We start from the raw sequence: 22,401 nt of genomic DNA on the forward strand, positions 1-22,401 counted from the left end.
CCCTCGCGTGAACCCCATCGCCCTCATCGGAGCGGGCCCGTCCGGCCTCGCCGGCGCCCGCGCGCTCAGCCGCGCCGGCATCCCCTTCACCGTCTTCGAGGCCGGCCCCGACGTCGGCGGCCTCTGGAACATCGACAACCCGCGCTCGACCATGTACGAGTCGGCGCACCTCATCTCGTCGCGCACGACGACCGAGTTCGCCGAGTTCCCGATGGACTCGACGGCCGACTACCCCGGCCATCGCGAGCTCCACCGGTACTTCCGCTCCTACGCCGACGCGTACGGCCTGCGCGAGCACATCCGGTTCGACACGCGCGTCACCGCCGTCGAGCCCGTCGACGGCGACGCGACCGGCGCGAGCGGTTGGCTCGTCACCGCGATCGGCCCCGACGGCGCGGCGTCCACGACCGAGCACCCGGCCGTCGTCCTCGCCAACGGCACGCTCGCCGAGCCCAACGTGCCGACCTTCCCCGGCGAGTTCACCGGCGAGGTCATGCACACGAGCGCCTACAAGTCCCCGAAGGTCTTCGACGGCAAGCGGGTGCTCATCATCGGCGCCGGCAACTCCGGCTGCGACATCGCCGTCGACGCCGTGCACCACGCGGCATCCGTCGACCTGTCCGTGCGCCGCGGCTACTACTTCGTGCCCCGCTACCTCTTCGGCCGCCCGAGCGACACGCTGAACCAGGGCCGGCCGCTGCCGGCGCGGATCAAGCAGTTCGTCGACACGCGCGTGCTGCGCGCGTTCACGGGCGACCCCGTGCGGTTCGGCTTCCCCGAGCCCGACTACCGCATCTACGAGTCGCACCCGATCGTGAACACCCTCATCCTGAACCACCTCGGTCAGGGCGACCTGCGCGTCGTGCGCGACATCGACCGGTTCGACGGGCGCACCGTGCACTTCGCCGACGGGAGCGAGGCCGACTACGACCTCGTGGTCCTCGCGACCGGCTACCGGCTCGACTACCCGTTCGTGGCGCGCGAGCACCTCAACTGGACGAGCGCCGCGCCCGAGCTCTACCTCAACATCTTCCCGCCGAGCTTCAACGGCCTCTTCGTGCTCGGCATGATCGAAGCCTCCGGCATCGGCTGGCAGGGGCGGTACGAACAGGCGGAACTCATCGCCGCCTACCTCGCGGCCCAACGGGACGAGCCGGATGCCGCGTCCCGCTTCCGCGACGCCGCGGCTCGCCCCTGGCCCGACCTCACGGGCGGGTACCACTACCTCGGCCTCGACCGGATGTCGTACTACGTGAACAAGGACGCCTACCGGCGGACCATGAAGCGGATGCTGCGCAGCCTGCCCGCACCGGGGGGCGCCGCCGCTGCGGCATCCGTCCCGGTCGACGCCCCCGTCGACGGAGCGGCCCCCGCCGGCGCCCGGACCGGGAGCCGCACATGAACATCGACGACGTCGTCCTGAACTTCTCGCCCGCCTCGCTGCTGGCGCTGAATATCGTGCTGGGCCTCATCATGTTCGGCATCGCGCTCGACACGGCGCCGTCGGACTTCCGCGCGGTCGCGCGGGCGCCGAAGGCGATGGTCATCGCCCTCATCGCGCAGATCGTGCTGCTTCCGGCGGTCACGTTCGGGCTCACGCTCCTGCTCGACGTACAGGCCTCGATCGCGCTCGGCATGCTGCTCGTGGCCGCGTGCCCGCCGGGCAACGTGTCGCAGGTGCTCACCTATCGTTCCCGCGGCAACGTGGCGCTCTCGGTGTCGATGACCGCGGTCGCGAACGTGCTCTACATCTTCGTGCTGCCGATCAGCATCGCGTTCTGGGGCGGCCTGCACCCGAAGGCGTCCGAGCTCGTGCGGGCCGTCAGCCTCGACGGCTGGCAGATGCTGCTCGACATCTTCCTCATCATCGGACTGCCGTTCCTGGCCGGCCTCGGAATCCGGGCGATGTGGCCGCGCTTCGCGGCACGCGTGCAGCCCACCATGCGCTGGGTCAGCCTCGCGGGCCTCGTCGGCTTCATCGTCGCCGCGCTCGTCGGCAACTGGGCGATCTTCATGGCGTACATCGGCGTGGTGCTCCTCGCCGTGTTCCTGCACGATGCGATCGCGTTGGGCCTCGGCTATGCGAGCGCGCGCCTCGGCGGCCTCGGCGTGCGCGACCGGAAGGCGATCACGTTCGAGGTCGGCATCCGCAACGCGGGCCTCGGCCTCGGCCTCGTCTTCGCCTTCTTCGGCGGGATCGGCGGCATGGCGATCGTCGCCGGCTGGTGGGGCATCTGGGACATCATCGCCGGGCTCACGCTCGCGACGCTCTGGGCCCGCCGCACCCGTGCGAGCGAGGCGAAGGCGAACGCCGCGGGCGCCGCGGACCCGTCCGACACGGCGGACGCTCCCGAATCGTCCGGCCCGGGCGCGCCGGGCTCCGGAGCGACCTCGTGAGGCGCGTCCTCGTCACGGGCGGCAGCGGGTTCCTCGGCTCGAACGCCGTCCGCGCGCTCGCCGCGCACCCGACCGTCGGGCTCGTCGTCTCCGGCGACGTGCGGCCGCCCGCGGCATCCGTCCCCGACGGGGTGCTCGTCGAGCCGTGCGACGTGACGGATGCCGCGGCGGTCGCGGCCGTCGTCGCCCGGCACTCGATCGACACGATCGTGCACCTGGCCGCGATCGTGAACCCCGGCGGGCTGAGCGAGGAGGTCGAGTACCGGGTCGACGTCGAGGGCACGCGCAACGTGCTCGACGCCGCCGTCGCCGGGGGCGTCACCCGGATCGTCGTCTCGTCGTCGGGCGCCGCCTACGGGTACCACGCCGACAACCCCGAGTGGCTGACCGAGGACGACCCCATCCGGGGCAACGACGAGTTCAGCTACTCGCGGCACAAGCGCCTCGTCGAGGAGATGCTCGCGGAGTACCGCCGCACGCATCCGGAGCTGGGACAGGTGGTGCTGCGCATCGGCACGATCCTCGGGCCGAGCGTCGCGAACCAGATCACCGCGCTGTGGGACGGCCGCCGCATCCTCCGCATCGCCGGGTCGGACAGCCCGTTCGTGTTCGCCTGGGTCGACGACGTCGTCGGCGCCATCGTCGCGGGCGCGACGGGCGAGGTCACCGGCGCCTTCAACGTCGCGGGCGACGGCCGTGTCACGGTGACCGAGATCGCGGACGCGCTCGGCAAGCCGACCGTCACCGTGCCGCCCGCCGTGCTCGCCGGAGTGCTGCGCGTCGCGCACGCCCTGCGGCTGACGGTGCACGGGCCGGAGCGGGTCGGCTTCCTGCGGTTCCGGCCGGTGCTCGACAACACCCGGCTCAAGCGCGACCTCGGCTACACGCCGGGCCGCACGAGCCGTGAGGCGTTCGAGGAGTACCTCGCGGTTCGACGCACTCGTTCGCTCGGGTAGACTGTCTCAGGCTCCTCACGTGGCGCCATCCAGGCCAACTCCCCCAGGGCGGAAACGCAGCAAGGGTAACCGGGCTCTGGCGGGTGCGTGAGGAGTCCCAGGAGGATTCGCCTAGTGGCCTATGGCGCACGCTTGGAAAGCGTGTTGGGTGAAAGCCCTCGGGGGTTCGAATCCCCCATCCTCCGCCACGAGAACCCCCGGTCCACGCGACCGGGGGTTCGATCGTTTCCGCCCCCGAACGAGCGTCGCCGTGACGCGCGGATGGCGGGATGATTCCGCCATCCCGAACACGAGTCGCGGCGCAACGCGTCGCGAGCGAGGGGGGAATCATGAATACGATGTCGCGGTCGAGGGTCGGCCGTGTCCTCGGCACGGGCCTCGCCATCGGGTTCGCGGCCTCCGTGGTCATGTCGGTCCCGGCGACGGCGAAGCCGATCGACCGCGGCTCCGACGTGGTGGAGACCACGTTCACCGACACGAACTTCTGCGATGCGGGGGTCACCGTCGAAGTGAACGGCGTCGAGGAGGTCGAGTACCGGTTCAATGCTCGGAAGCCCGGCACCGCACCGTACTGGCATGCCAACGTCTGGGCGCACTGGACCTACGAGAACCTGGATGGCGACGTGGTGCGCGAGACGACCCGGCTGGTCGACAAGGACCTCGCGATCACGGACAACGGCGACGGCACCCTCACGATCCTCGTCCTCGCGACGGGCAACACCACCATCTTCGACGAATCGGGGACGGCGATCGCCCGCAACCCCGGACAGGTGCGCTACGAGGTGCTCATCGACCACAACGGCACGCCGGAGGATCCGTCGGATGACGAGTTCCTCGAGTTCCTCGGCCTCGTCAAGGAGTCCACGGGCCGGACCGACGACTTCTGCGCTGCCGTGCTCCCGGTCCTCGGCTGAGCACGACCTCGGCGACGACCGCAAGTCCTCCTTAATGCCGAATGGCGCCCGCCGCGGTGTCGGAACATCATGGTTCCGATGTCAGTGGCAACGGTGAGAACGGGAATCGGGGACGCAGGGGACTCCCGCACCGGCCAGGCAGGGGGCAGGGGTCTCAGGGTGCTCACCCTGAGACCCCGCCGCACCCTGACCCGATCGATCGGGCTCCCGGTGCTGGCCCTGCTGCTGCCGGTGCTGGCGACCCTCGCGTGGATCATGACGCCGCTCGGCGCGCCCGCCGTCATCGCGACCGCGCTCATCACCCTCCTCCTGGCCGCACTGGGCGTCGCCGCGTGGTTCGGCTACCAGCGCACGGAGGTCACGGTGAGCCGCCACGGCATCGTCGAGCGCGGATTTCTCGGCCGGCTGCAGAGCACCGCACGTCGCGAGCTCGCCGAGATCGTCCGGCTCGAGACCTACCGCGGCGACAGCCTGGAGACCGTCAAGCAGCTCTTCGCCGTCGACGCGGCCGGCCGATGCCGGTTCCGCATGCGGGGCACGTTCTGGGACGACGCCTCGCTCGACCTCGTGGCCGAGGCGCTCGACATGACCGAGACCGTCCGCACCGAGCCCGTCACGATGTCCGAGCTCCGAGAATCCGACCCGGACCTGCTGTACTGGTTCGAGGGCCGGCGCATCGGCGGCTGACGCTCCCGACGTCAGGACGTGGCGATGCCGAGCCTCGGAGCCTCCGGCCGGCTCGACCCGAGCTCGTGGAAGCCGAGCCGGGCGTAGAACTCCCGCGCCCCGACGTTCGCCGCGTCGAGCCCGAGGTGCACGGCGGGCACCCCGCGGGCGGCGAGCGCTGCCCGGAGCGTGTCGATGAGGCGGCGCCCGAGCCCGCGCCCCTGCAGCTCGGGCAGGAGGTCGATGTGCAGGTGCGCCGGGTAGGCGTCGAGTTCCGGGATGCGCATGCGCTCAGGGTCGCCGCCGTCGGCGATGAGCTGCGCCTCGGTGTACGCCGGCCGGTGCTCGGTCGGCGGGCCGGCGACGGGGTGGCGGCGGCGGAAGCCCGGCGCCCACTCACGGGCGTACCAGTCGATGAAGTCCGCGGTGTCGGCGATGCCGAGCACGTACCCGGCGACGCGGCCGTCGAGCTCGACCACGAACGCCAGGTCGGGCGCGTAGTCGACGTACGGCAGCGCGTAGACCTCGGGCATGAGCGCGTCGTCGCGGTACACCCCGCTCGCGTCGGCGCCCGACGCCGCCGTGCGCAGGCACACCTCGGCGACGGCGTCGCGGTCCGACGGGCGGTAGGGCCGGATCACCGGCTCGGCGCCGCTCACTTGCGCTTCGCCATGCCGAAGAGGCCGGTCAGCACCTCGGTGATCGCCCGCTGCGTCGCCGTCGATCCGAGCACCTGCTCCAGCGGCGACCGCTCCGACGACCTCGAACGCGACCCCGAGCGGGACCGCGACGACGTCCGCTTCATGATCCGGTCGTACTCGGCACGCGCCTTCCGGTCGGCCTTCTCCTCCGCGGCGCGGATCTTCGCCTGCATCTTCTCGAACTCCGCGTCGGCCGTCGCCCGCGCCTCGGCGGCCTCCGCCGCCTCGGCCTTCGCCGCGGCATCCGCCATGCGCGTCGCCAGCAGCTCGTGGGCCGACTCCCGGTCGACCGTGGTGCCGTAGTCGGCGAGGAGCGGGGATGCCGCGACAGCGGCGTCGATCGCGGCATCCGGGCTCGGCGACATCGAGGCCCGGGGCGCTCGCAGCCGCGTCCATGCGACGGGGCTCGGCGCGCCCTTCTCGTTCATGACGGTGACGATCGCCTCGCCGGTGCCGAGCACCGTGAGGGTCTCCTCGAGGTCGTAGCCGGAGTTCGGGTAGGTGGAGACGCTGGCTCGGAGCGCCTTCGCGTCGTCCGGCGTGAAGGCGCGCAGCTGGTGCTGCACGCGCGAGCCGAGTTGCGCGAGCACGTCGCCGGGCACGTCCTTCGGCGTCTGCGTGACGAAGAAGACGCCGATGCCCTTGGAGCGGATGAGCCGGACGGTCTGGACGACCTGCGCGAGGAAGTCCTTCGACGCATCGCGGAACAGCAGGTGGGCCTCGTCGAAGAAGAACACGAGCTTGGGCCGATCGAGGTCGCCGACCTCCGGGAGCCCCGAGTACAGGTCGGCGAGGAGCCACATGAGGAACGTCGAGTAGAGCGCGGGCCGGTCGGCGACGCCGGGCACTTCGAGCAGGCTGATCACGCCGCGGCCGTCCTCGGCCGTGCGGAGGAACACGTCGGTGTCGATCTCCGGTTCGCCGAAGAAGGCGTCGGCGCCCTGGTCGGCGAAGGCGATGAGCTCGCGGAGGATGACGCCCACCGTCGCCTTCGAGAGCCCGCCGAGGCCCTCGAGCTCGGCCTTCCCCTCGTCGCCCACGAGGTAGGTGAGCACGGCGCGCAGGTCGGCGAGGTCGAGCAGCGCGAGCCCGTTCGCGTTGGCGTAGTGGAACACGAGCCCGAGGCTGGACTCCTGCGTCTCGTTGAGCCCGAGCACCTTCGACAGCAGCAGGGGCCCGAAGCCCGAGATCGTGGCGCGGATCGGCACGCCCCGTCCCACACCGCCGAGCGAGAAGAACTCGGTCGGGAACGACGCCGGCGTCCAGTCCTGCCCGATGCCGCGCGTGCGCGCGAGGAGCTTCTCGCTGGGCGCGCCCGGCGTGGCGAGCCCGGAGAGGTCGCCCTTGACGTCGGCGGCGAACACTGCGACGCCGGCCGCCGCGAGCTGCTCGGCGAGCAGCTGCAGCGTCCGCGTCTTGCCCGTGCCCGTCGCGCCGGCGACGAGTCCGTGACGGTTGGTCATCGCGATCGGGATGCGCACCGGGACGTCGGGCAGCACGTCTCCGTTGACGAGCGCGCCGAGTTCGAGCGCGGCGCCCTCGACGGCGTACCCGGCCCGGATGCGCGCGACCTCGTCGGCGTCGAGCGGCGCCTCGGGCGCCGGCTCGGAGGGTGCGACGGATGTCGCGGCGGCAGCGGGTGTCGCGGAACCGCCCGGCGTCGCGGGCGGCTCGGCCGCGGCATCCGTCGCCGCCGCCGCGGCGACCCGCGCGAGTTCGGCCGCCGCCTCGGCCCGCCGGACCGCCTCCGCCGCCTCGGCCTGCAGCGCCGCCGCCGCTGCCGCGGCGGTCTCGGCCGCCTCCTGTGCCCGCCTCACCGCGTCGTCCGACATGGGCCCGATCCTAGGCGACGGACCCACCACGCGGTCAGGCGGGGAACGGCAGGGCGCGACCGGTCTCGATCCACGACTTCCAGCTCGACAGCACGTGCGGCCAGGTGCCGACCGAGTGCCCGCGGGCGGGATTGTCGTCGCTCCACCGGTCGTTCGTGAAGGTCAGCCGGGTGAGGCCGTCGCCGGCGGGCTCGAGGTCCCAGGTCATGCGGCTCGTGAGCTCGGCGTGGTCGTCGCGGTACGTCGGCCCGGGATGCTCGGTGACGCGCAGCCGGCGCGGCGCCTCCGCCTCGAGCACCTCGCCGTAGACGTGCACGGTCTCGTCCCCGTCCTCCCCCGGGCCCACGTACTCGATCCGCTCGCCGGGCGCGAGCGTGCCGCGGAGCACGCTGCCCCACATCACGGCACGGTTGCCCTCGTCACCGGTGATCGCCGCCCAGACCCGTTCCGGGTCTGCCGCGAGGTACAGGGTCATGCTGAAGTCGTCCATGGCGCCGACGCTACGGACGGCGCGCCGCCGCCGTCTTGCACGAACGCGACATGCCCGCCGGGATACTGGGCTCGTGGATGCGTACTGGCGGTCCCGGGCCGGCTCGCCGCAGAGCCGGGGCGTCCTCGCGCCGCGGCCCGGCGAACCGGGCGTGGTCGCGGACGCCGGCACCGCCCCGCCCTCCGGCGCAGTGCCCGTGCGGATGACGCGCCGGGTGCCGTCGACGAGCGTCGCGGACCTCGTGCGCCACTACTGGATCCCCCGCTGGAACCTGCCGCCGCGCCGCCGGGCGACGCAGCGCGTGCTCGAGTACCCGTCGGCGAACCTCGTCGTCGAGGAGGGCGCGGCCCGCGTGCACGGGCCGTCCGTCGGACTCGCGACGCGTCGGTTGGAGGGTCGCGGCCAGGCGTTCGGCGCGCTGCTGCAGCCCGGCGTCGCCTCGGCGCTCACGGGGGTCGAGGCCCGCCGGCTGGTGGGCACGTCGGTCCCGGTCGACGACGCTGCGGCGATGGCGAAGGCCGTCGACGCGCTCGTCGCACGCGGCGCGGATGCCGCCGCCGCCGAGGCGTTCGAGGCCTGGCTCGGCGCCCGTCGTCCCGTCCTCGACGAGGAGGCGGGGCGGATCCGGGAGGTGATCGCGGCCGCGGAGCGCGACCGAGCCATCGTGCGGGTCGATCAGCTCGCCGAGGTCGCGGACGTCGGCGTGCGGCAGCTCGAGCGCATGGTGCGCGACCAGCTCGGCCTCACGCCGAAGTGGCTCGTGCGCCGCTACCGGCTGCAGGAGTCGGCGGATCGGCTCGCCGGGCCCGACGCGCCCGCCCTGGCGGAACTGGCCGCCGAGCTCGGGTACGCCGACCAGGCGCACTTCACGCGCGAGTTCCGCGCGGTCATCGGCGTGCCGCCCGGCGCCTACGCGCGCGAGGCCGCGGTTGCCCGCGCAGACGGGCCGGGCGCATGAGCCTGCTCGGACCCGTCGATCCGGGCCACGCCGACGAGGCGGCGTGGCTGACCAAGTGGCACCTGCGGCCGGACGGCGAGGCCCGGACGACGCCCACGAGCCGGATCCTGCCCGTCCGCACGGAGGACGGCCGACCGGCCGTCTTCAAGCTCGCGCACGAGGCGGAGGAGGCGCGCGGGGCGGCGCTGCTGGATGCGCTGGACGGCCGCGGCGCGGCCCGGGTCATGCGGCGCGACGGGCGCGCGCTCCTCCTCGAGCGCGCCGGCGGACCGGGCGACCTCGTCGCGATGGTGCAGCGGGGCGACGACGACGGTGCCAGCCGGATCCTGTGCGACGTCGCCGAGCGGATCCACGCCGAGACCGATCGGGTGCTGGGGCGGGAGGCCCCGCCGGACCTGGTCGGGCTCGAGACCTGGTTCGCGCAGCTGTTCGCGCGGGCCGACGACCTGGGACCCGTGCACCGGGCGGGAGCCGACCTCGCGCGCCGGCGCCTCGACGAGCGCCGCGCGCCGGTCGTGCTGCACGGCGACCTCCACCACGGGAACGTGCTCGACTTCGGCGAGCGCGGCTGGCTCGCGATCGACCCGAAGGCACTGCTCGGCGACGCGGAGTTCGACGTCTGCAACCTGCTCTGCAACCCGTCGCACGAGCGGGCGCTCGCCCCCGGGCGGCTGGCCCGCCAGTTCGGGGTCGTGGTGCGCGCGACGGGGTTCTCGCCGCGGCGGGTGCGCGACTGGCTCATCGCCTGGTGCGCGCTGTCGTCGACGTGGTTCGCGATCGACGACCGTCCGGAGCGGGCGTCGTCGGCCGCCCGGATCGGCGAGGTGGCTGCCGGGCTCCCGGTCGAGTCGTGAGCCCCGGCGACCCGGCTCACTGCACGATCGGCAGCCCCGTGGCATCCGCCGCCTGCTGCATCGAGCCCGCGTCGGTGACGTCGAGGCCCGCACCCTCCATGAGGGTCGTCGCCTGGGCGGAGCGGTTGCCCGACTTGCAGTAGACGACGTACTCGCCCTCGGCGTCGAGGGTCGGGATCTCGGCGGCGAGCTGCCCGGAGGTCAGGTCGAGGTTCACCGCGCCGTCGAGGTGGCCCGCGGCGTACTCGGCGGGCGTTCGGACGTCGACGACGACGGTGTCGGCGCCGACCTCGATCGGCTCGGTGGACGCGCAGCCTGCGAGCGCGAGGGCGCCGGCGACGGCCGAGACGACGAGGGCGCTCCGGAGGCGGCGTGCGGGCCGCGGAGGACGGACGGAGAAGGGGCGGGACGTGGTCTGCATGGGGACGATGATACCCCAGGGGTATCTTCTGCTAGAATCGGGGCATGGCCACCGTGAACATCACCCACGACACGATCGAGTCGACCATCAAGGACAGCGACATCCTGCTCCTCGACTTCTGGGCGGAGTGGTGCGGACCCTGCCGCATGTTCGCCCCCGTCTTCGAGCGCGCGTCCGAGCAGCACTCCGACGTCGTCTTCGGCAAGGTCGACACCGAGGCCGAGCAGGCCCTGGCGGCCGGGTTCCGCATCACGTCCATCCCGACGCTCGTCGTCTTCCGCGAGGGCATCATCGTCTTCGCGCAGCCCGGCGCGCTGAACGCCGCCCAGCTCGAGCAGGTCATCGAGGGCACGAAGGCCCTCGACATGGACGACGTGCGCCGCCAGCTCGCCGAGCAGCAGGCCGCCGCCGCGCAGCAGGCGTGAACCGGCTCGCACGCTCGCTCGCCTCGCGATCCTGCGCGGTGACGCGCGGTGAGCGGATGCTCCGGGGCGTCGTCGCGGTCTTCCTCGGCGCCGTCGCGATGTCGACGCTCGACAACCCCTGGTGCGCGATCCCCGCGGGGGTGTGCGCGACGTTCCTCGCGATCGGCGCGATCACCGGGTGGTGCCCGCCCGACCTGTTCTCCCGTGCCGCGACGACGACCGCGCCGAACGTGCTCGGCTACCCGGAGGCACGGCGCGACCTTCTGGGCTGAACGGCCCACGACGGCGCCGTCGCCGGGCGTACGCTGACCGCATGATGACGGACCAGCCGCTCATCGGCCCCGTCGAGGCCCCCGACCTACACGTAATGTCGTTCAACATCCGGCGACGCATGCCGCGCAACCGCCCGGGCAGCCCCGACCGGTGGGCGACGCGCAGGCCGCTCCTGCGCCGGCTGCTCGCCGCCGAGCGGCCCACGGTGCTCGGCGTGCAGGAGGCCCTCGACGACCAGCTCGAGGTCGTCGGCGAGGCCCTCGGCCCGTCGCACCGCTGGGTCGGCATCGGGCGCGACCCCGGCGGCCACGGCGAGGCGACCCCCGTGTACTACGACGCGGATCGCCTCGAGCTCACCGGATGGCGCCAACGCGCCCTCTCGGCCACGCCCGACGAGCACGGCTCCCGGTCCTGGGGCAACCTCACGCGCCGCGCCCTCGTGAGCGCCGAGTTCACCGACCGCGCGACCGGATCCCGGCTGCACGTGCTCAACACGCACCTCGACCACCTCTCCCGCCGGTCCCGGCTGCAGTCGGCGCTCATGATCGCGCGCATCGCGCGCGACGTGCGGCTCGACGAACCCGAGGCCGCGATCGTCGTGACGGGCGACTTCAACGCGGACGAACGATCCGCGGTGCACCGCCGGCTCACCGGCGACGCCCTGCTCCACGACACGTGGGAGGCGACCCCGGAGCGGCTCACGCCCGCCTGGGGCACGTTCTCGAACTACGGCCCTCGGCGACCCGGCGGCCGGCGCATCGACCTCATCCTCGTGGGCGGACCGGCCGAGGTGGCGAGCGCCGGCATCAACGCGGCGCGCTTCGAGGGACGCGCGGCATCCGACCACGAACCGGTCCAGGCGGTGCTGCGCCATCGACGAGAGGACGGCTGATGCGGGGATTCTGGGCTGGACTGCGGCACCGGGCCGAGGGACCCGGCGAGATCGCGGCGGACGTGGTGCGGCTGATCGCGCTCGCCTGCATCCCCATCGCGGGGATCGGATGGGGCCCGCTCGGCATGGTGAGCCTCGCGTTCGTCGCCGCCGGCATGGTGATCCCCCGTGCGCTGCGGGTCCGGCCGGCGCTCGACATCACCTTCGGCGTCGTCGCGCTCGTGGCCGTGTGGAGCAGCGTCACCGACCTGTACGTGACGGTCCGATGGTGGGACATCCCGATGCACTTCCTCATGAACGGGCTCGTCGCCGTGGTCTGCGTGCTCCTGCTCGTGCGGACGCGAGTGCTCGCCGACCCCCGGCACTCGGCGAGGCCCGTGCTCGCGGCCGTCCTGCTGTCCGCGGCGTTCGGGTCGGGGCTCGCCGTCGTGTGGGAGGTCTTCGAGTGGTTCGGCAAGAACTTCATCGACGAGACCATCTACGTCGACTACCGCGACACCATCGGCGACCTCGTGTGGGGCGTCCTGGGTTCGGCGATCGCGGGATTCGCGTACCCGGCGTTCGCCGAGCGGCCCCAGGAGGCCCGCGTCAGCGGGAGCTGACCGTCACCGGCGGCGCGGCCGCCCAGTCGTGGACGAGCTCCTGACGGACCTCGACGCCCGTGCCCGCGGCATCCGGCACCCGGAGTTGCCCGCGGTGCTCGCCCGTGCCGAGCACGAACGGCTCGGTGAGGTCCTCGGCGAAGTAGCGGCCCGACGCCGAGGTGTCGCCCGGGAGCAGGAAGCCCGGCAGCGCCGCGATCGCGACGTTGGCGGCGCGGCCGACGCCGGTCTCGAGCATGCCGCCGCACCACACCGGCACGTCGCGGTCGCGGCAGGCGTCGTGCACCCGGAGCGCCTCGAGGAACCCGCCCATCCGGCCGGGCTTGATGTTCACGATGCTCGTCGCGCCGCGCTCGATGGCGTCGACCGCGGTCGTGACGTCGAGGATCGACTCGTCGAGGCACACGGGCGTCGTCGAGGCCTGGGCCAGGCGCACGTGCGTCGCGAGGTCCTCCTCCGCGAAGGGCTGCTCGATGAGCAGGAGGTCGAACGGGTCGAGCCCCGCGAGCAGGGGGATGTCGTCGGCCGTGTACGCCGTGTTCGCATCGACCTGGAGCAGCGCGTCGCCCCCGATGAGCTCGCGCACCGCGGCGACGGGCACGAGGTCCCATCCGGGCTTGATCTTGAGCTTGATGCGCTTGTAGCCCTCCTCGAGGTAGCCCGTGACCTCGTCGAGCAACTCCTCGAGGGTCGCCGCGATGCCGACCGACACCCCGCAGTCGACCCAGTCGCGCACCGCGCCGAAGCACTCCCCCATCGAGCGTCCCTGCGCCCGCAGTTCGGCGTCGAGCACGGCCGCCTCGAGCGCGCCCTTCGCCATCCGGTGCCCGGCGACGAACGACAGTGCGGGGCCGACGGATGCCGCGAGCGGCACGCTCGCGATCGACGCCGCCGCACGGCCGGGCACGCCGCCTCCCGCCGCGTCGCCCTGCTCGCGGTCGTCGACCCAGATCCCGGTCGCGTGGGCGGGGTCCTCGATGAGCACGCCGCTCACGTGGCCGTCGTCGACGACGTGCGGCGCCGGCGCGCGCAGCAGTGCGGGCGCGAGGTACCGCTCGATGACGGAGGCCGCGCCGTCGACGTACTCGCCGGAGTAGAACGGGTCGCGCCCGGCGACGCATTCGGCCCAGCCGTCGCCGCGGTCGGTGCGGACGTGGACGAGCAGCACCTCCCGGGCGGTCTCGCGCCCGAACGACGTCTCGAACGGCCGCACGAGCGGCACCTCGAGGCGGTGCAGCTCGACCGCCTCGACACGGGGCGCGGCTGCGGTGCGGGTCGGGGCGTCGGTGCGCGCGTCGTCGGTCATCGATCCTCCATCGGGTCGTCGTGCACGGCGCCTCGGCGCTGCGCCGGTCGCCCACCACGACGGTAGCGCGCGGCGGGCCCGGCGTGGCGGGACCTCCGTACCGGCCGAGCGGCCGCGTCGCGCGACGTCAGCCGAGCGCGATGGCGGTCCACGACACCGGCGGGAGCGTGATCGTGAGCTCGCCGCTCGCGAATGCCGCCGACCCGTTCGGTGCGGTCGCCACGCGCTCGGGATCGTCGAGCGTGTTCTTCGCGTACACGTCGTCGTCCGCGAGCGTGTGGGTCTCGAGGATCGACACGTCGCCGAGGGCGGCCAGGTCGATCGTCAGGTCGACGGGTTCGTCGGTGCTGCGGTTGACGAGGAAGACGGCGCTCCGACCCGTGCCGGCGTCGTGCGTCGCGACCGCATCGACGAGCGGCACCTCACCGTAGGTCGCGGTCCGGTAGGTCGGCGCGTCGAGCTTGAGCTCGAGGGCCTCGCCCCGGGCCAGTCGCGAGGTGATCGAGAACGGGAAGAACGTGGTCTGCCGCCACGCCGGGCCGCCGGGCTCGGTCATGATCGGCGCGATCACGTTGACGAGCTGGGCGAGCGACGCGCTCGTGACCCGGTCGGCGTGCTTGAGCAGCGAGATCATCAGGTTGCCGAACACGACGGCGTCGGCCACCGAGTAGACGTCCTCGAGCAGGCGTGGGGCGACCGGCCAGTTGTCCAGGCCCTCGATCTTGTCGACGCCGTGGAACCGCTCGATGTACCAGACGTTCCACTCGTCGAACGAGATGTCGATGGTCTTCGAGCTCCCGAGCACCGCCTTCACGTGGTCCGCGGTCGCCACCACGGTCTCGATGAAGCCGTCCATGTCGACGGCGGACGCGAGGAAGCTGCCGAGGTCGCCGTCCTTCTCCTCGTAGTACGCATGGCACGAGATGTAGTCGACGTCCTCGTACGCGTGCGTGAGCACGACCCGTTCCCATTCGCCGAACGTCGGCATGTGCGCGCTCGACGAGCCGCAGACGACGAGCTCGACGGAGGGGTCGAGCTGCCGCATCGCCTTCGCGGTCTGCGACGCGATCTTGCCGTAGTCGTCGGCGGAGCGGTGGCCGAGCTGCCACGGGCCGTCCATCTCGTTGCCGAGGCACCACATCTTCACCCCGAACGGTTCGGTGCGGCCGTGGTCGATGCGGCGCTGCGAGATCGCGGTGCCGTTCGGCAGGTTGGCGTACTCCAGCAGGTCGAGGGCCTCGAGCGTGCCGCGCGTACCGAGGTTCACGGCGAGCATCAGGTCGCTGCCGACCTTGTCGAGCCACGACGCGAACTCGTGCAGGCCGACCTCGTTCGTCTCGGTCGAGTGCCATGCCAGGTCGAGGCGCCGCGGGCGCTCCTCGCGCGGTCCGACGGAGTCCTCCCAGCGGAAGCCGGAGACGAAGTTGCCGCCGGGGTACCGGATGGTGGCGACGCCGAGCTCCCTGACGAGCTCGATCACGTCCTGCCGGAAGCCCTCGGCGTCGGCGGTCGGGTGACCGGGCTCGTAGATGCCGTCGTACACGTGCCGGCCGAGGTGCTCGACGAAGCCGCCGAAGACGTTGCGGCGGATGGCGCCGACGGTGAAGTGCGGATCGATGGTCAGGCGTGCGTTGGTCATGTGGTGCTTTCTGTGTGCGAGGTGGTCGTGGTGCATGCGGAGGGGCGGCTGCGGCATCCGCCGATTCCTTCGAGGCGCCCTACTTGACGCTCCCGATCGCCAGGCCGCCCTGCCAGTAGCGCTGGAGGAACAGGAAGGACAGGATGAGCGGCACCACCGAGATGAAGGCGCCGGAGGTGATGAGGTTCCAGACCTGCTCGCCGCCGGCACCGGCGTTCGACAGGGCGGTCCATCGGTTCAGGCCCACCGTCACCGGCAGCAGCTGCGAATCGGTGAGCACGGCGAGCGGCAGGAAGAAGTTGTTCCAGGTGCCGACGATGGAGAGCAGGAGCACCGTCACGATCGCGGGCTTCAGCAGCGGCAGCGCGACCTGGAAGAAGGTGCGCCACTCTCCCGCCCCATCGATCCGCGCGGCCTCGAGCATCTCGTCGGGGACCGCGTCCTGGGTGTAGACCCGCATGAGGTAGACCCCGAACGGGCTGAGCAGCGACGGCAGGATGACCGCCCACGGCGTGTTGATGAGGCCGTACTGGCTGAGCAGCATGAACGTCGGGACGACGAGCGCCGTGAGCGGGACCATGATCGAGCCGAGGATGACGCCGAACACGGCACCGCGGCCGCGGAACCGGTACTTCGCGAAGCCGTAGCCAGCGAGGATGGCGAGGACGGTGGCCCCCGAGCCGCCCACGAAGGCGTAGAGGAACGAGTTGCCGAGCCAGCGCCAGTAGATGCCGCCCTGGTGGGTGAACAGGCCCTGCACGTTGGCGAAGAACTGGGCGGGATCGTCGAACCAGAACGCGGGGCTCGAGAACAGTCCGGATGTGCTCTTGGTCGAGGCGACGAACAGCCACCAGATCGGGACGAGGAAGTAGATCGCCAGGATGACGAGGAACACGTGCGAGCCGATGCGCCGGTCGCGGCGGCGCGAGCGCCCGGCGCTGTGGTCGGCGTGGTCGGGCAGGCCCGTGACGGTCGTCAGGGCGTCGGGGGCGGAGCGGGCTCCGATCGCGGTGGTCATCACTTGAGTCCGCTCTGCTTGCGCGTCAGGAAGAGGAACACGTACGAGCCGGCGAAGACGAGGATGCCGAGCGAGAACGCGATCGTCGAGGCGTAGTTGAACTGGCTGTACGAGAAGGCCAGGGAGAACGCGTACATGTTGGGCGTGTAGGCCGCGTCGATCGCCCCCTGGGCGACGTTGCGCAGCACGACGGGCTCGGTGAAGAACTGCAGCGTGCCGATGAGGGCGAACGTGACGACCATCACCATCGAGGAGGAGATCATCGGCACCTTGATCCGCAGGGCGGTCTGCCAGCCGTTCGCACCGTCGATCCGCGCGGCCTCGTAGATGGCCGGGTCGATCGACCGCAGTGCGGCGTAGATCACGATCATGTAGTACCCCGACCACTGCCACGTGACGATGTTGACGAGGCTGCCGAAGACCGTGTCGGAGGCCAGGAAGTCCGGCGTCGGAAGCCCGACGACGTCGAAGAGCGTGCCTGCCGGGCCGAAGCGGGGGCTGTAGAGGAAGCTCCACATGAGCGCGCCGATGACCACGGGGATGGCGTAGGGCGCGAAGATCAGCAGCCGCGAGAGCTGCGACAGCCGGGTCGCGAGCGTGTCGAGCACGAGGGCCGCGGCGAGGGCGACGATGAGCTGCGCGGGGATCATCACGAGGGCATACGCGGCCACGCGGAGCAGGCCCTCGAGGAAGAGCGGATCGGTGAAGGCCTTCACGTAGTTCGCGGCGCCGGTGAACCGGGTCCCGGTGGCGAGCGTCGACGTGAACAGGCTCATGCCGAACGCGTAGGCGAGCGGGAACACGAGGAATCCCGCGAAGACCACGAGGAAGGGGGTGACGAACAGCCAGCCGATGCGCTGGCGCCTGCGTTCGAGGCTCGCGCCCCTGCGCGGAGGTCGGACGTCCCGCGGCGTCGGTGCCGCGACGGTCGTGGTGGTCATCGTCGGTGCTCCATCGTTGTGGGTCGGAGGTGGATCGATCGGGGTCGGGCGCCGTACGGGCGCTGCGGGTGCGGGGCCGGCCGGGCGGCCGGCCCCGCCGGGCGTCACTGGAGCGTGAAGCCCTGTTCGGTGGCGTACGCCTCGAGCGACGCCTGCAGGTCGTCGAGCGCCTGGTCGGAGCCCTTCTCGCCCTGCACCATCGCATAGAGCTGCTCGGTGAGCTGGTCGTACGCGTAGTTCTGGAACGGGCTGAAGGTGAATCCGGTGTAGCCGGCGGCGGCGTCGAGGAACACGTCCTTGTTGATCTGCTGCCCACCGAAGAACGGGTACTCGAGGTCGCGGAAGTAGTCGGACTCGAGGATCGGCGTCCACAGCGGGAACAGGGCGGCCTCCTCGATGCCGATCTTCCATGCCTCCTCGGTGCCGAAGATCTCCTTGGCGACGGTCGCCGCGGCCTCCTTGTCGTCGGCCTGGCTCGTCACCGCGAAGGTCGAGCCGCCCCAGTTGATCTGGACGGGGTTCGCGGGGTCCCACTGCGGCACGGGCGCCGCCTTCCACTCGGCGTCGGCGTCGGCGTCGGCGAGGCCCTGCAGGTAGCCGGGGCCCCAGGCCGCGGCGACGTAGATCGCGTAGCTGCCGTCGACGAGCTTGGTGTTGTAGTCGGCCGTGAACGCGTCGTCGGTGGCCACCAGACCCCGCTCCACCAGGTCGTTCCAGTACGCGAGCACGTCCTTCGCGCCCTGGTCATCGACCTCGATGCCGATCGACTGCGGGTCGGCACTGTCGTACGCGAACGGCACCGATCCGGCCTGGGCGAAGAGCGCCTGGTTGTACGCGCGCCCGTTGGTCGGGAAGTCGGCCAGGACGCCGGGGGCGCCGGCATCCTTCAGCTCCTGCGCGGCCGTGGCGAACTCCTCCCACGTCGTGGGCACGGCGATGCCGTACTGGTCGAGGATGTCCGTGCGGTAGAGCATGCCCATCGGGCCGCCGTCGACCGGGATCGCGTAGACCGCGTCGCCGCTCGAGACGTCCTTCCACGCACCCTCGGTGTAGTCGCCCTCGACGTCGGCGGCGCCGTACTCGGAGAGGTCGACGAGGGCGTTCCGGATCGTGAAGCTGGACAGCACCTCGGCCTCCAGCATGATGACGTCGGGAGCGCCGGACCCGGACTCGATCGAGGTCGAGAACTTCGTGTACTCGTCGTTGCCCTGGCCCGCGTTGGTCCAGCACACCTGGACGTCGTCGTGGGTCTGGTTGAAGAGGTCGACGACGCCCTCGAATGCGGGGTACCAGGCCCAGACGCTCACCTGGGTGGCGTCGGGGTTGACGATCTCGTTGGTGCAGGAGTCGGCCGCCGGGCCCGTGCTGCACCCGGTGAGCGCGGCCGCCGCGACGGCGACGGCGCCGGCTGCGGAGATGACCTTGGTCTTCATTTCGTGCTTCCTCTCGCGGTGCTGTGGACACCGTTGTCGCTGCGATGGATTCGCGCGGCCGCGGAGGGGGACTCCGCGCCGAGTCGTTTTCTACAACGTTGTAAAGTAAACGTTGTAGAGACATGGTGAACCCTCTCGGGTGCGCTGTCAAGGGCGATGACGCAATCGCTTCCGAACCCGGGCGAAGCGGAGATCGGCATCCGGGCGGCGGGCGACGTCGCACCACCGTGCGCACCGCCTCGGATCGGCGCGGAACGTCGCGGGCTACGACCGACCGGCGAAGCCGACCAGGTCGTCCGACGACGACGACGCCGGCCATGCCGGTGCGGACTCCCGCTCCACGATGCGGAAGTCGGCCAGGTGCAGGCTCGCCGACCCCGCCTCGTCACCCGACGCGATCCTCGCGAGCAGGGTGCGCACCGCCGTCTGCGCAATCCATTCCCGACCGGGATCGACCGTGGTGAGCGACGGGATCGAGTACTCCGCCTCGTCGAGGTCGTCGAAGCCCACGACCGCCACATCGCCGGGGATGCGCACGCCGGCCTCCTGGAGCACGCGCATCGCACCGAGGGCGAGGGTGTCGTTCAGCCCGAAGACCGCGTCGAACTCCACGTCGCGGGCCAGCAGCTCGCGCATGGCCCTCGCGCCGTTGGCGCGATGCCAGAGCGTGGTCGTCGCGATGATCGACTCGTCGAACGCGATGCCGGCGGCGTCGAGCGCCTCGCGGTAGCCGCGCAGGCGCAGCCCAGCGGAGCCGATCACCTCGCCCTCGTGCGCACCGACCACCGCGATGCGTCGGCGTCCCGACGCCAGCAGGTACTCCGTCGCCGCCCGAGCCGCCTCCACGTTGCGCATGGTCACGTGGTCCGTCGGGCCGTCGAAGATCCGTTCGCCGAGCAGCACCAGCGGGTAGGGCACGTCCAGGGCGGCGGCATCCTCCTGCCCCATGCCGAGGGCGCTGAAGATCAGGCCGTCGGTCAGCTTGAGCCGGGGGCTGCGCAGCAGTTCGAGCTCGCGGTCGCGGTCGCCGCCGGTCTGCTCGACGAGCACGACGACGCCCGCGGCCTCGGCGGCCTCGATGACGGATGCCGCGAGCTCGGCGAAGTAGCTCAGCCCGAGGTCGGGCACCGCCAGCGCGATCGCGCCGGTGCGGCCGGAACGGAGGTTCCTCGCGGTCAGGTTCGGGGTGTAGCCGAGCTCGGCGATCGCGCGTTCGACGCGCTCGCGCGTCGCCGGCCGGATGTGCGGGTAGTCGTTGATGACGTTCGAGACCGTCTTGATCGAGACCCCCGCGAGCCTGGCCACGTCGTGCAGTGTCGCTGCCATGCCGCCTCCCTCGTGCCCCAAACTCTACAACGTTGTAGACGAATCCGGCGCCAGATCCGGGTCGTCGGGCGTGAAGACGTAGTCGCCGGCGGCATCCAGCTCGGGCCTGAGGCGGCCGTCGGCGAGCGCCGCGAACGCCCTCCGCGACGCCTCCCGCAGCGCCGCGGCGGCCTCCCGGTCGGCCACGCGGACGGCTTCGAAGTCGGCCACGAGCGGCAGGCCGCCCTCGGCGTGCCAGGCCGGTTGCGGCATCCGCTCGAGGGCCCTCGCCACGCGGGAGGACCCGAGGCGCCAGCGCACCTCGAACCGATCGCTCCGATCGCCCCCGGAGATCGCGTCGCGGAGCTCCCCGTAGAAGTCCGGGCGGTACGCCGCGACCTCGGCGCCGAGGCGCACCAGGTTCATGCGGGCGTTCCGGCGGATCAGTGGGTCGTACGTCCAGCGCACCTCGTCGACGCCGTGGTCGAGGCAGATCGCGCGCTGCCGCAGCTTCAGCGCGACGCCGATGCCCCGCCCTCGCGCAGCCGGATCGACGGCGTTCATGTGCGAGTGCACGTGCAGGCCGCCATCCCAGCCGAGGAAGCCGAGCGCGGCACCGAGCGGCGCGTCGTCCGCAGGGGCGGTGGATGCCGCGGCCGCGACCGCGACCGCGACGAGCACCGTGTTGCCCGCGTGCGCGATCGCCTTCAGGGACGCCAGGTCGACCGTGCGGCCCGCGCCCCAGGTCGCATCGAACCGCGCCAGCGCGCCCGCGAGCTCGTCGGGGCGCGCCTCCCGGGTGACGACGCCGGCGCGTCGGTCCTCCTCGTCGGCGAGCGCGTGCGCGCGGGCGAGGGTCGCGGCATCCGTCATGACCCGGACCCTATCGTGTGCGCGAGCCGCGCGGGCGCCCGCCACCAGCCCGCACCGTTCGAGTGCCGTTTCTGCGATCGAGGCCGGTTTGGATCGGCACTCCACCGCAGAAACGGCACTCGAGCGGATAGCGCGGGGCCGGCCGGGCCGGCCCGACCGGGCGACCCGGGCGCCATCAGCGGGCCAGGCGGTCCTCCATGCCCCACGGCTGGCCGTACCCGCCGTCGGCCTCCGCGCGCGCCATGAGCTCGAGGAACGGCTGCGCGTCGAACGCCTCGGGGCCGAGCACGCCGCGACCCGACCAGGCGCCCGTGGCGAGCAGCTCGAGCGCGACGACCGGGTTCAGCGCGGTCTGCCAGACGACGCACTGCGCCTCGTACTCCCGCATCGTCCACTCGTTGTCGCTGACGTGGTACAGGTACACCTCGCGGGGCTCGCCGTCGGTGCCGCGACCGGTCACCCACAGGCCCGCGCAGGTCTTGCCCGTCATCTTCGGGCCGATCGTGGCGGGGTCGGGCAGCGCCGCGGCGACGACGTCGCGCGGTGCGACCTCGACCGGGCCGTTCGCGCTGCGCACGCGGATCGGCGTCGTCGCGTCGAGGCCGAGCAGGTGCAGCGTCCTCAGCACGTTGATGAACTCGTCGCCGAGGCCGTACTTGAAGGTCACGCGCTTCGCGTCGACCCAGCGCGGCATGAGGAGCACCTCCTCGTGCTCGACGTTCACGCACTCCACCGGGCCGATGCCCTCGGGGAACTCGAACACCTCGGGCTCGCTGAACGGCGGCGTCGTGAACCAGCCGCGGTCACGCTCCCAGACCACCGGGGGGTTCAGGCACTCCTCGATCGTCGTCCAGATGCTGAAGCTCGGGGCGAAGATCTCGTTGCCCTGCTCATCGCGGACGACCAGGTTGGCGCCGTCGCGCGTGCCGAGCTCGTCGATCTCGCTGAACAGGTGGTCCGCCGCGTAGCGCGCGAACACGTCCGAGAGCCCGGGCTCGACGCCCATGCCGACGAGCGCGAGGCGACCCGCGGTCTCCCAGTCGTCGGCCTGGGCGAACTGGTCGTCGCCGAGCTTCACGCCGGGTTCGGCGTACGGGTCGGTCGGGTGCGGCTCCGACAGGCTCATCGCCATGTCGAGGTAGTCGGCGCCGGCGGCGAGCGCGCCGCGGAAGATCGACGGCACGAACTTGGGCTCGACGGCGTTCATCACGTGGGTCGCGCCGTGCTCGCGGGCGACGGATGCCACGACCTCGGGGTCGCTCGCGTCGACCTGCGCGGTGGCGAAGCGCGCCGCCACGTCGTCGCCGTGCCGCGCGGCGATCCAGTCGACCGTGCGACGGGCGCGGGACTCGTCGTAGTCGCTGACGACGAGGAGCTCGAAGAAGTCACGGCGGGCGGCGATCTTGGCGATGGCATCGCCCACGCCCCCCGCACCGATGAGGAGGATTCGCATGCTGGGTACGGTAGCCCGCATCCGCACAATTGTCCAATTGGATAATTCACCG

23 protein-coding genes, 1 tRNA gene and 1 other RNA gene are annotated in these 22,401 nt (G+C 72.0%); 13 read left to right on the forward strand and 12 right to left on the reverse strand.

What is annotated here, in order from left to right:
- Positions 1-7 precede the first annotated feature (7 nt).
- The 7 genes from ABD230_RS16815 to ABD230_RS16845 all read left to right on the forward strand — a co-directional run bounded on the left by ABD230_RS16815 (position 8) and on the right by ABD230_RS16845 (position 4,954).
- Positions 8-1,402, forward strand: coding sequence for a flavin-containing monooxygenase (locus tag ABD230_RS16815; RefSeq protein WP_344377454.1), 1,395 nt, complete (start codon positions 8-10; stop codon positions 1,400-1,402).
- On the forward strand, positions 1,399-2,397 hold the full coding sequence (locus ABD230_RS16820; protein ID WP_344377457.1) for a bile acid:sodium symporter family protein: 999 nt from the start codon (positions 1,399-1,401) through the stop codon (positions 2,395-2,397). Before ABD230_RS16815 ends, ABD230_RS16820 begins: the two co-directional genes overlap by 4 nt.
- A complete protein-coding gene (locus tag ABD230_RS16825; protein ID WP_344377460.1) occupies positions 2,394-3,353 on the forward strand; it encodes an SDR family oxidoreductase in 960 nt (319 codons plus the stop codon). Before ABD230_RS16820 ends, ABD230_RS16825 begins: the two co-directional genes overlap by 4 nt.
- A gap of 6 nt (positions 3,354-3,359) precedes the next feature.
- An RNA gene (gene ffs / locus ABD230_RS16830) (signal recognition particle sRNA small type) lies at positions 3,360-3,456 on the forward strand.
- A tRNA-Ser gene (locus ABD230_RS16835) sits at positions 3,454-3,541 on the forward strand. Before ffs ends, ABD230_RS16835 begins: the two co-directional genes overlap by 3 nt.
- A 150-nt stretch (positions 3,542-3,691) precedes the next feature.
- Positions 3,692-4,267 carry a hypothetical protein gene (locus ABD230_RS16840; RefSeq protein ID WP_344377463.1) on the forward strand — a complete coding sequence of 192 codons (576 nt, stop codon included), beginning with the start codon at positions 3,692-3,694 and terminating at the stop codon, positions 4,265-4,267.
- 159 nt (positions 4,268-4,426) lie between these two features.
- Entirely contained in the window at positions 4,427-4,954 is a 528-nt protein-coding gene (locus ABD230_RS16845) for a hypothetical protein (protein WP_344377467.1), read from the forward strand.
- A gap of 11 nt (positions 4,955-4,965) precedes the next feature.
- On the opposite strand, the gene ABD230_RS16850 is transcribed toward ABD230_RS16845, so the two are convergent.
- Genes ABD230_RS16850 through ABD230_RS16860 form a run of 3 tightly spaced genes read right to left on the reverse strand, consistent with a single transcriptional unit; the run spans position 4,966 to position 7,956 of the window.
- A complete protein-coding gene (locus ABD230_RS16850) occupies positions 4,966-5,592 on the reverse strand; it encodes a GNAT family N-acetyltransferase (protein WP_344377472.1) in 627 nt (208 codons plus the stop codon).
- On the reverse strand, positions 5,589-7,466 hold the full coding sequence (locus tag ABD230_RS16855) for a helicase HerA-like domain-containing protein (protein WP_344377475.1): 1,878 nt from the start codon (positions 7,464-7,466) through the stop codon (positions 5,589-5,591). Before ABD230_RS16855 ends, ABD230_RS16850 begins: the two co-directional genes overlap by 4 nt.
- 34 nt (positions 7,467-7,500) lie before the next feature.
- A complete protein-coding gene (locus tag ABD230_RS16860) occupies positions 7,501-7,956 on the reverse strand; it encodes an SRPBCC domain-containing protein (RefSeq protein WP_344377478.1) in 456 nt (151 codons plus the stop codon).
- Positions 7,957-8,029: 73 nt separating this feature from the next.
- Here ABD230_RS16860 and ABD230_RS16865 point away from each other — a divergent pair, with 73 nt between their 5' ends.
- Positions 8,030-8,914, forward strand: a complete 885-nt coding sequence (locus ABD230_RS16865; RefSeq protein WP_344377481.1) for a helix-turn-helix domain-containing protein — start codon at positions 8,030-8,032, stop codon at positions 8,912-8,914.
- Positions 8,911-9,768, forward strand: coding sequence for an aminoglycoside phosphotransferase family protein (locus ABD230_RS16870; protein ID WP_344377485.1), 858 nt, complete (start codon positions 8,911-8,913; stop codon positions 9,766-9,768). The genes ABD230_RS16865 and ABD230_RS16870 overlap by 4 nt, the downstream gene beginning before the upstream one ends.
- Before the next feature lie 16 nt (positions 9,769-9,784).
- Here the strand turns inward: ABD230_RS16870 and ABD230_RS16875 are convergent, their stop codons facing one another.
- Complete coding sequence (locus ABD230_RS16875; protein WP_344377488.1) at positions 9,785-10,189, reverse strand: rhodanese-like domain-containing protein; 405 nt, start codon at positions 10,187-10,189, stop codon at positions 9,785-9,787.
- Between the two features lie 44 nt (positions 10,190-10,233).
- On the opposite strand from ABD230_RS16875, the gene trxA reads away from it, so the two are divergent.
- Genes trxA through ABD230_RS16895 form a run of 4 tightly spaced genes read left to right on the forward strand, consistent with a single transcriptional unit; the run spans position 10,234 to position 12,381 of the window.
- Positions 10,234-10,614, forward strand: a complete 381-nt coding sequence (gene trxA, locus ABD230_RS16880) for a thioredoxin (RefSeq protein WP_344377491.1) — start codon at positions 10,234-10,236, stop codon at positions 10,612-10,614.
- A complete protein-coding gene (locus ABD230_RS16885; RefSeq protein WP_344377494.1) occupies positions 10,611-10,886 on the forward strand; it encodes a YgaP-like transmembrane domain in 276 nt (91 codons plus the stop codon). Before trxA ends, ABD230_RS16885 begins: the two co-directional genes overlap by 4 nt.
- Positions 10,887-10,927: 41 nt before the next feature.
- The gene (locus ABD230_RS16890) at positions 10,928-11,779 is read left to right on the forward strand and encodes an endonuclease/exonuclease/phosphatase family protein (protein WP_344377496.1); all 852 of its coding nucleotides are present in this window, start codon (positions 10,928-10,930) and stop codon (positions 11,777-11,779) included.
- The gene (locus ABD230_RS16895) at positions 11,779-12,381 is read left to right on the forward strand and encodes a DUF2238 domain-containing protein (protein WP_344377498.1); all 603 of its coding nucleotides are present in this window, start codon (positions 11,779-11,781) and stop codon (positions 12,379-12,381) included. Before ABD230_RS16890 ends, ABD230_RS16895 begins: the two co-directional genes overlap by 1 nt.
- Here the strand turns inward: ABD230_RS16895 and menC are convergent.
- The 8 genes from menC to ABD230_RS16935 form a co-directional block, all read right to left on the reverse strand.
- Positions 12,368-13,687 (reverse strand): o-succinylbenzoate synthase, encoded by a 1,320-nt coding sequence (menC, locus tag ABD230_RS16900; protein ID WP_344377499.1) that lies wholly within the window; start codon positions 13,685-13,687, stop codon positions 12,368-12,370. The genes ABD230_RS16895 and menC overlap by 14 nt on opposite strands.
- A 127-nt stretch (positions 13,688-13,814) precedes the next feature.
- On the reverse strand, positions 13,815-15,326 hold the full coding sequence (gene arfA, locus ABD230_RS16905; protein WP_344377501.1) for an arabinosylfuranosidase ArfA: 1,512 nt from the start codon (positions 15,324-15,326) through the stop codon (positions 13,815-13,817).
- 79 nt (positions 15,327-15,405) lie between these two features.
- Positions 15,406-16,344, reverse strand: a complete 939-nt coding sequence (locus ABD230_RS16910; protein WP_344377504.1) for a carbohydrate ABC transporter permease — start codon at positions 16,342-16,344, stop codon at positions 15,406-15,408.
- Entirely contained in the window at positions 16,344-17,285 is a 942-nt protein-coding gene (locus tag ABD230_RS16915; protein ID WP_344377507.1) for a carbohydrate ABC transporter permease, read from the reverse strand. The genes ABD230_RS16910 and ABD230_RS16915 overlap by 1 nt, the downstream gene beginning before the upstream one ends.
- Before the next feature lie 104 nt (positions 17,286-17,389).
- Positions 17,390-18,718, reverse strand: coding sequence for an ABC transporter substrate-binding protein (locus tag ABD230_RS16920; RefSeq protein WP_344377511.1), 1,329 nt, complete (start codon positions 18,716-18,718; stop codon positions 17,390-17,392).
- 264 nt (positions 18,719-18,982) lie between these two features.
- The gene (locus tag ABD230_RS16925; protein ID WP_344377515.1) at positions 18,983-20,044 is read right to left on the reverse strand and encodes a LacI family DNA-binding transcriptional regulator; all 1,062 of its coding nucleotides are present in this window, start codon (positions 20,042-20,044) and stop codon (positions 18,983-18,985) included.
- A gap of 24 nt (positions 20,045-20,068) precedes the next feature.
- Positions 20,069-20,896: a GNAT family N-acetyltransferase gene (locus tag ABD230_RS16930; RefSeq protein WP_344377519.1), complete on the reverse strand. Its 828-nt coding sequence runs from the start codon at positions 20,894-20,896 to the stop codon at positions 20,069-20,071.
- Positions 20,897-21,071: 175 nt separating this feature from the next.
- Complete coding sequence (locus tag ABD230_RS16935; RefSeq protein ID WP_344377522.1) at positions 21,072-22,349, reverse strand: saccharopine dehydrogenase family protein; 1,278 nt, start codon at positions 22,347-22,349, stop codon at positions 21,072-21,074.
- Positions 22,350-22,401 lie beyond the last annotated feature (52 nt).

Source organism: Agromyces tropicus (assembly GCF_039531345.1).
Lineage (GTDB): Bacteria > Actinomycetota > Actinomycetes > Actinomycetales > Microbacteriaceae > Agromyces > Agromyces tropicus.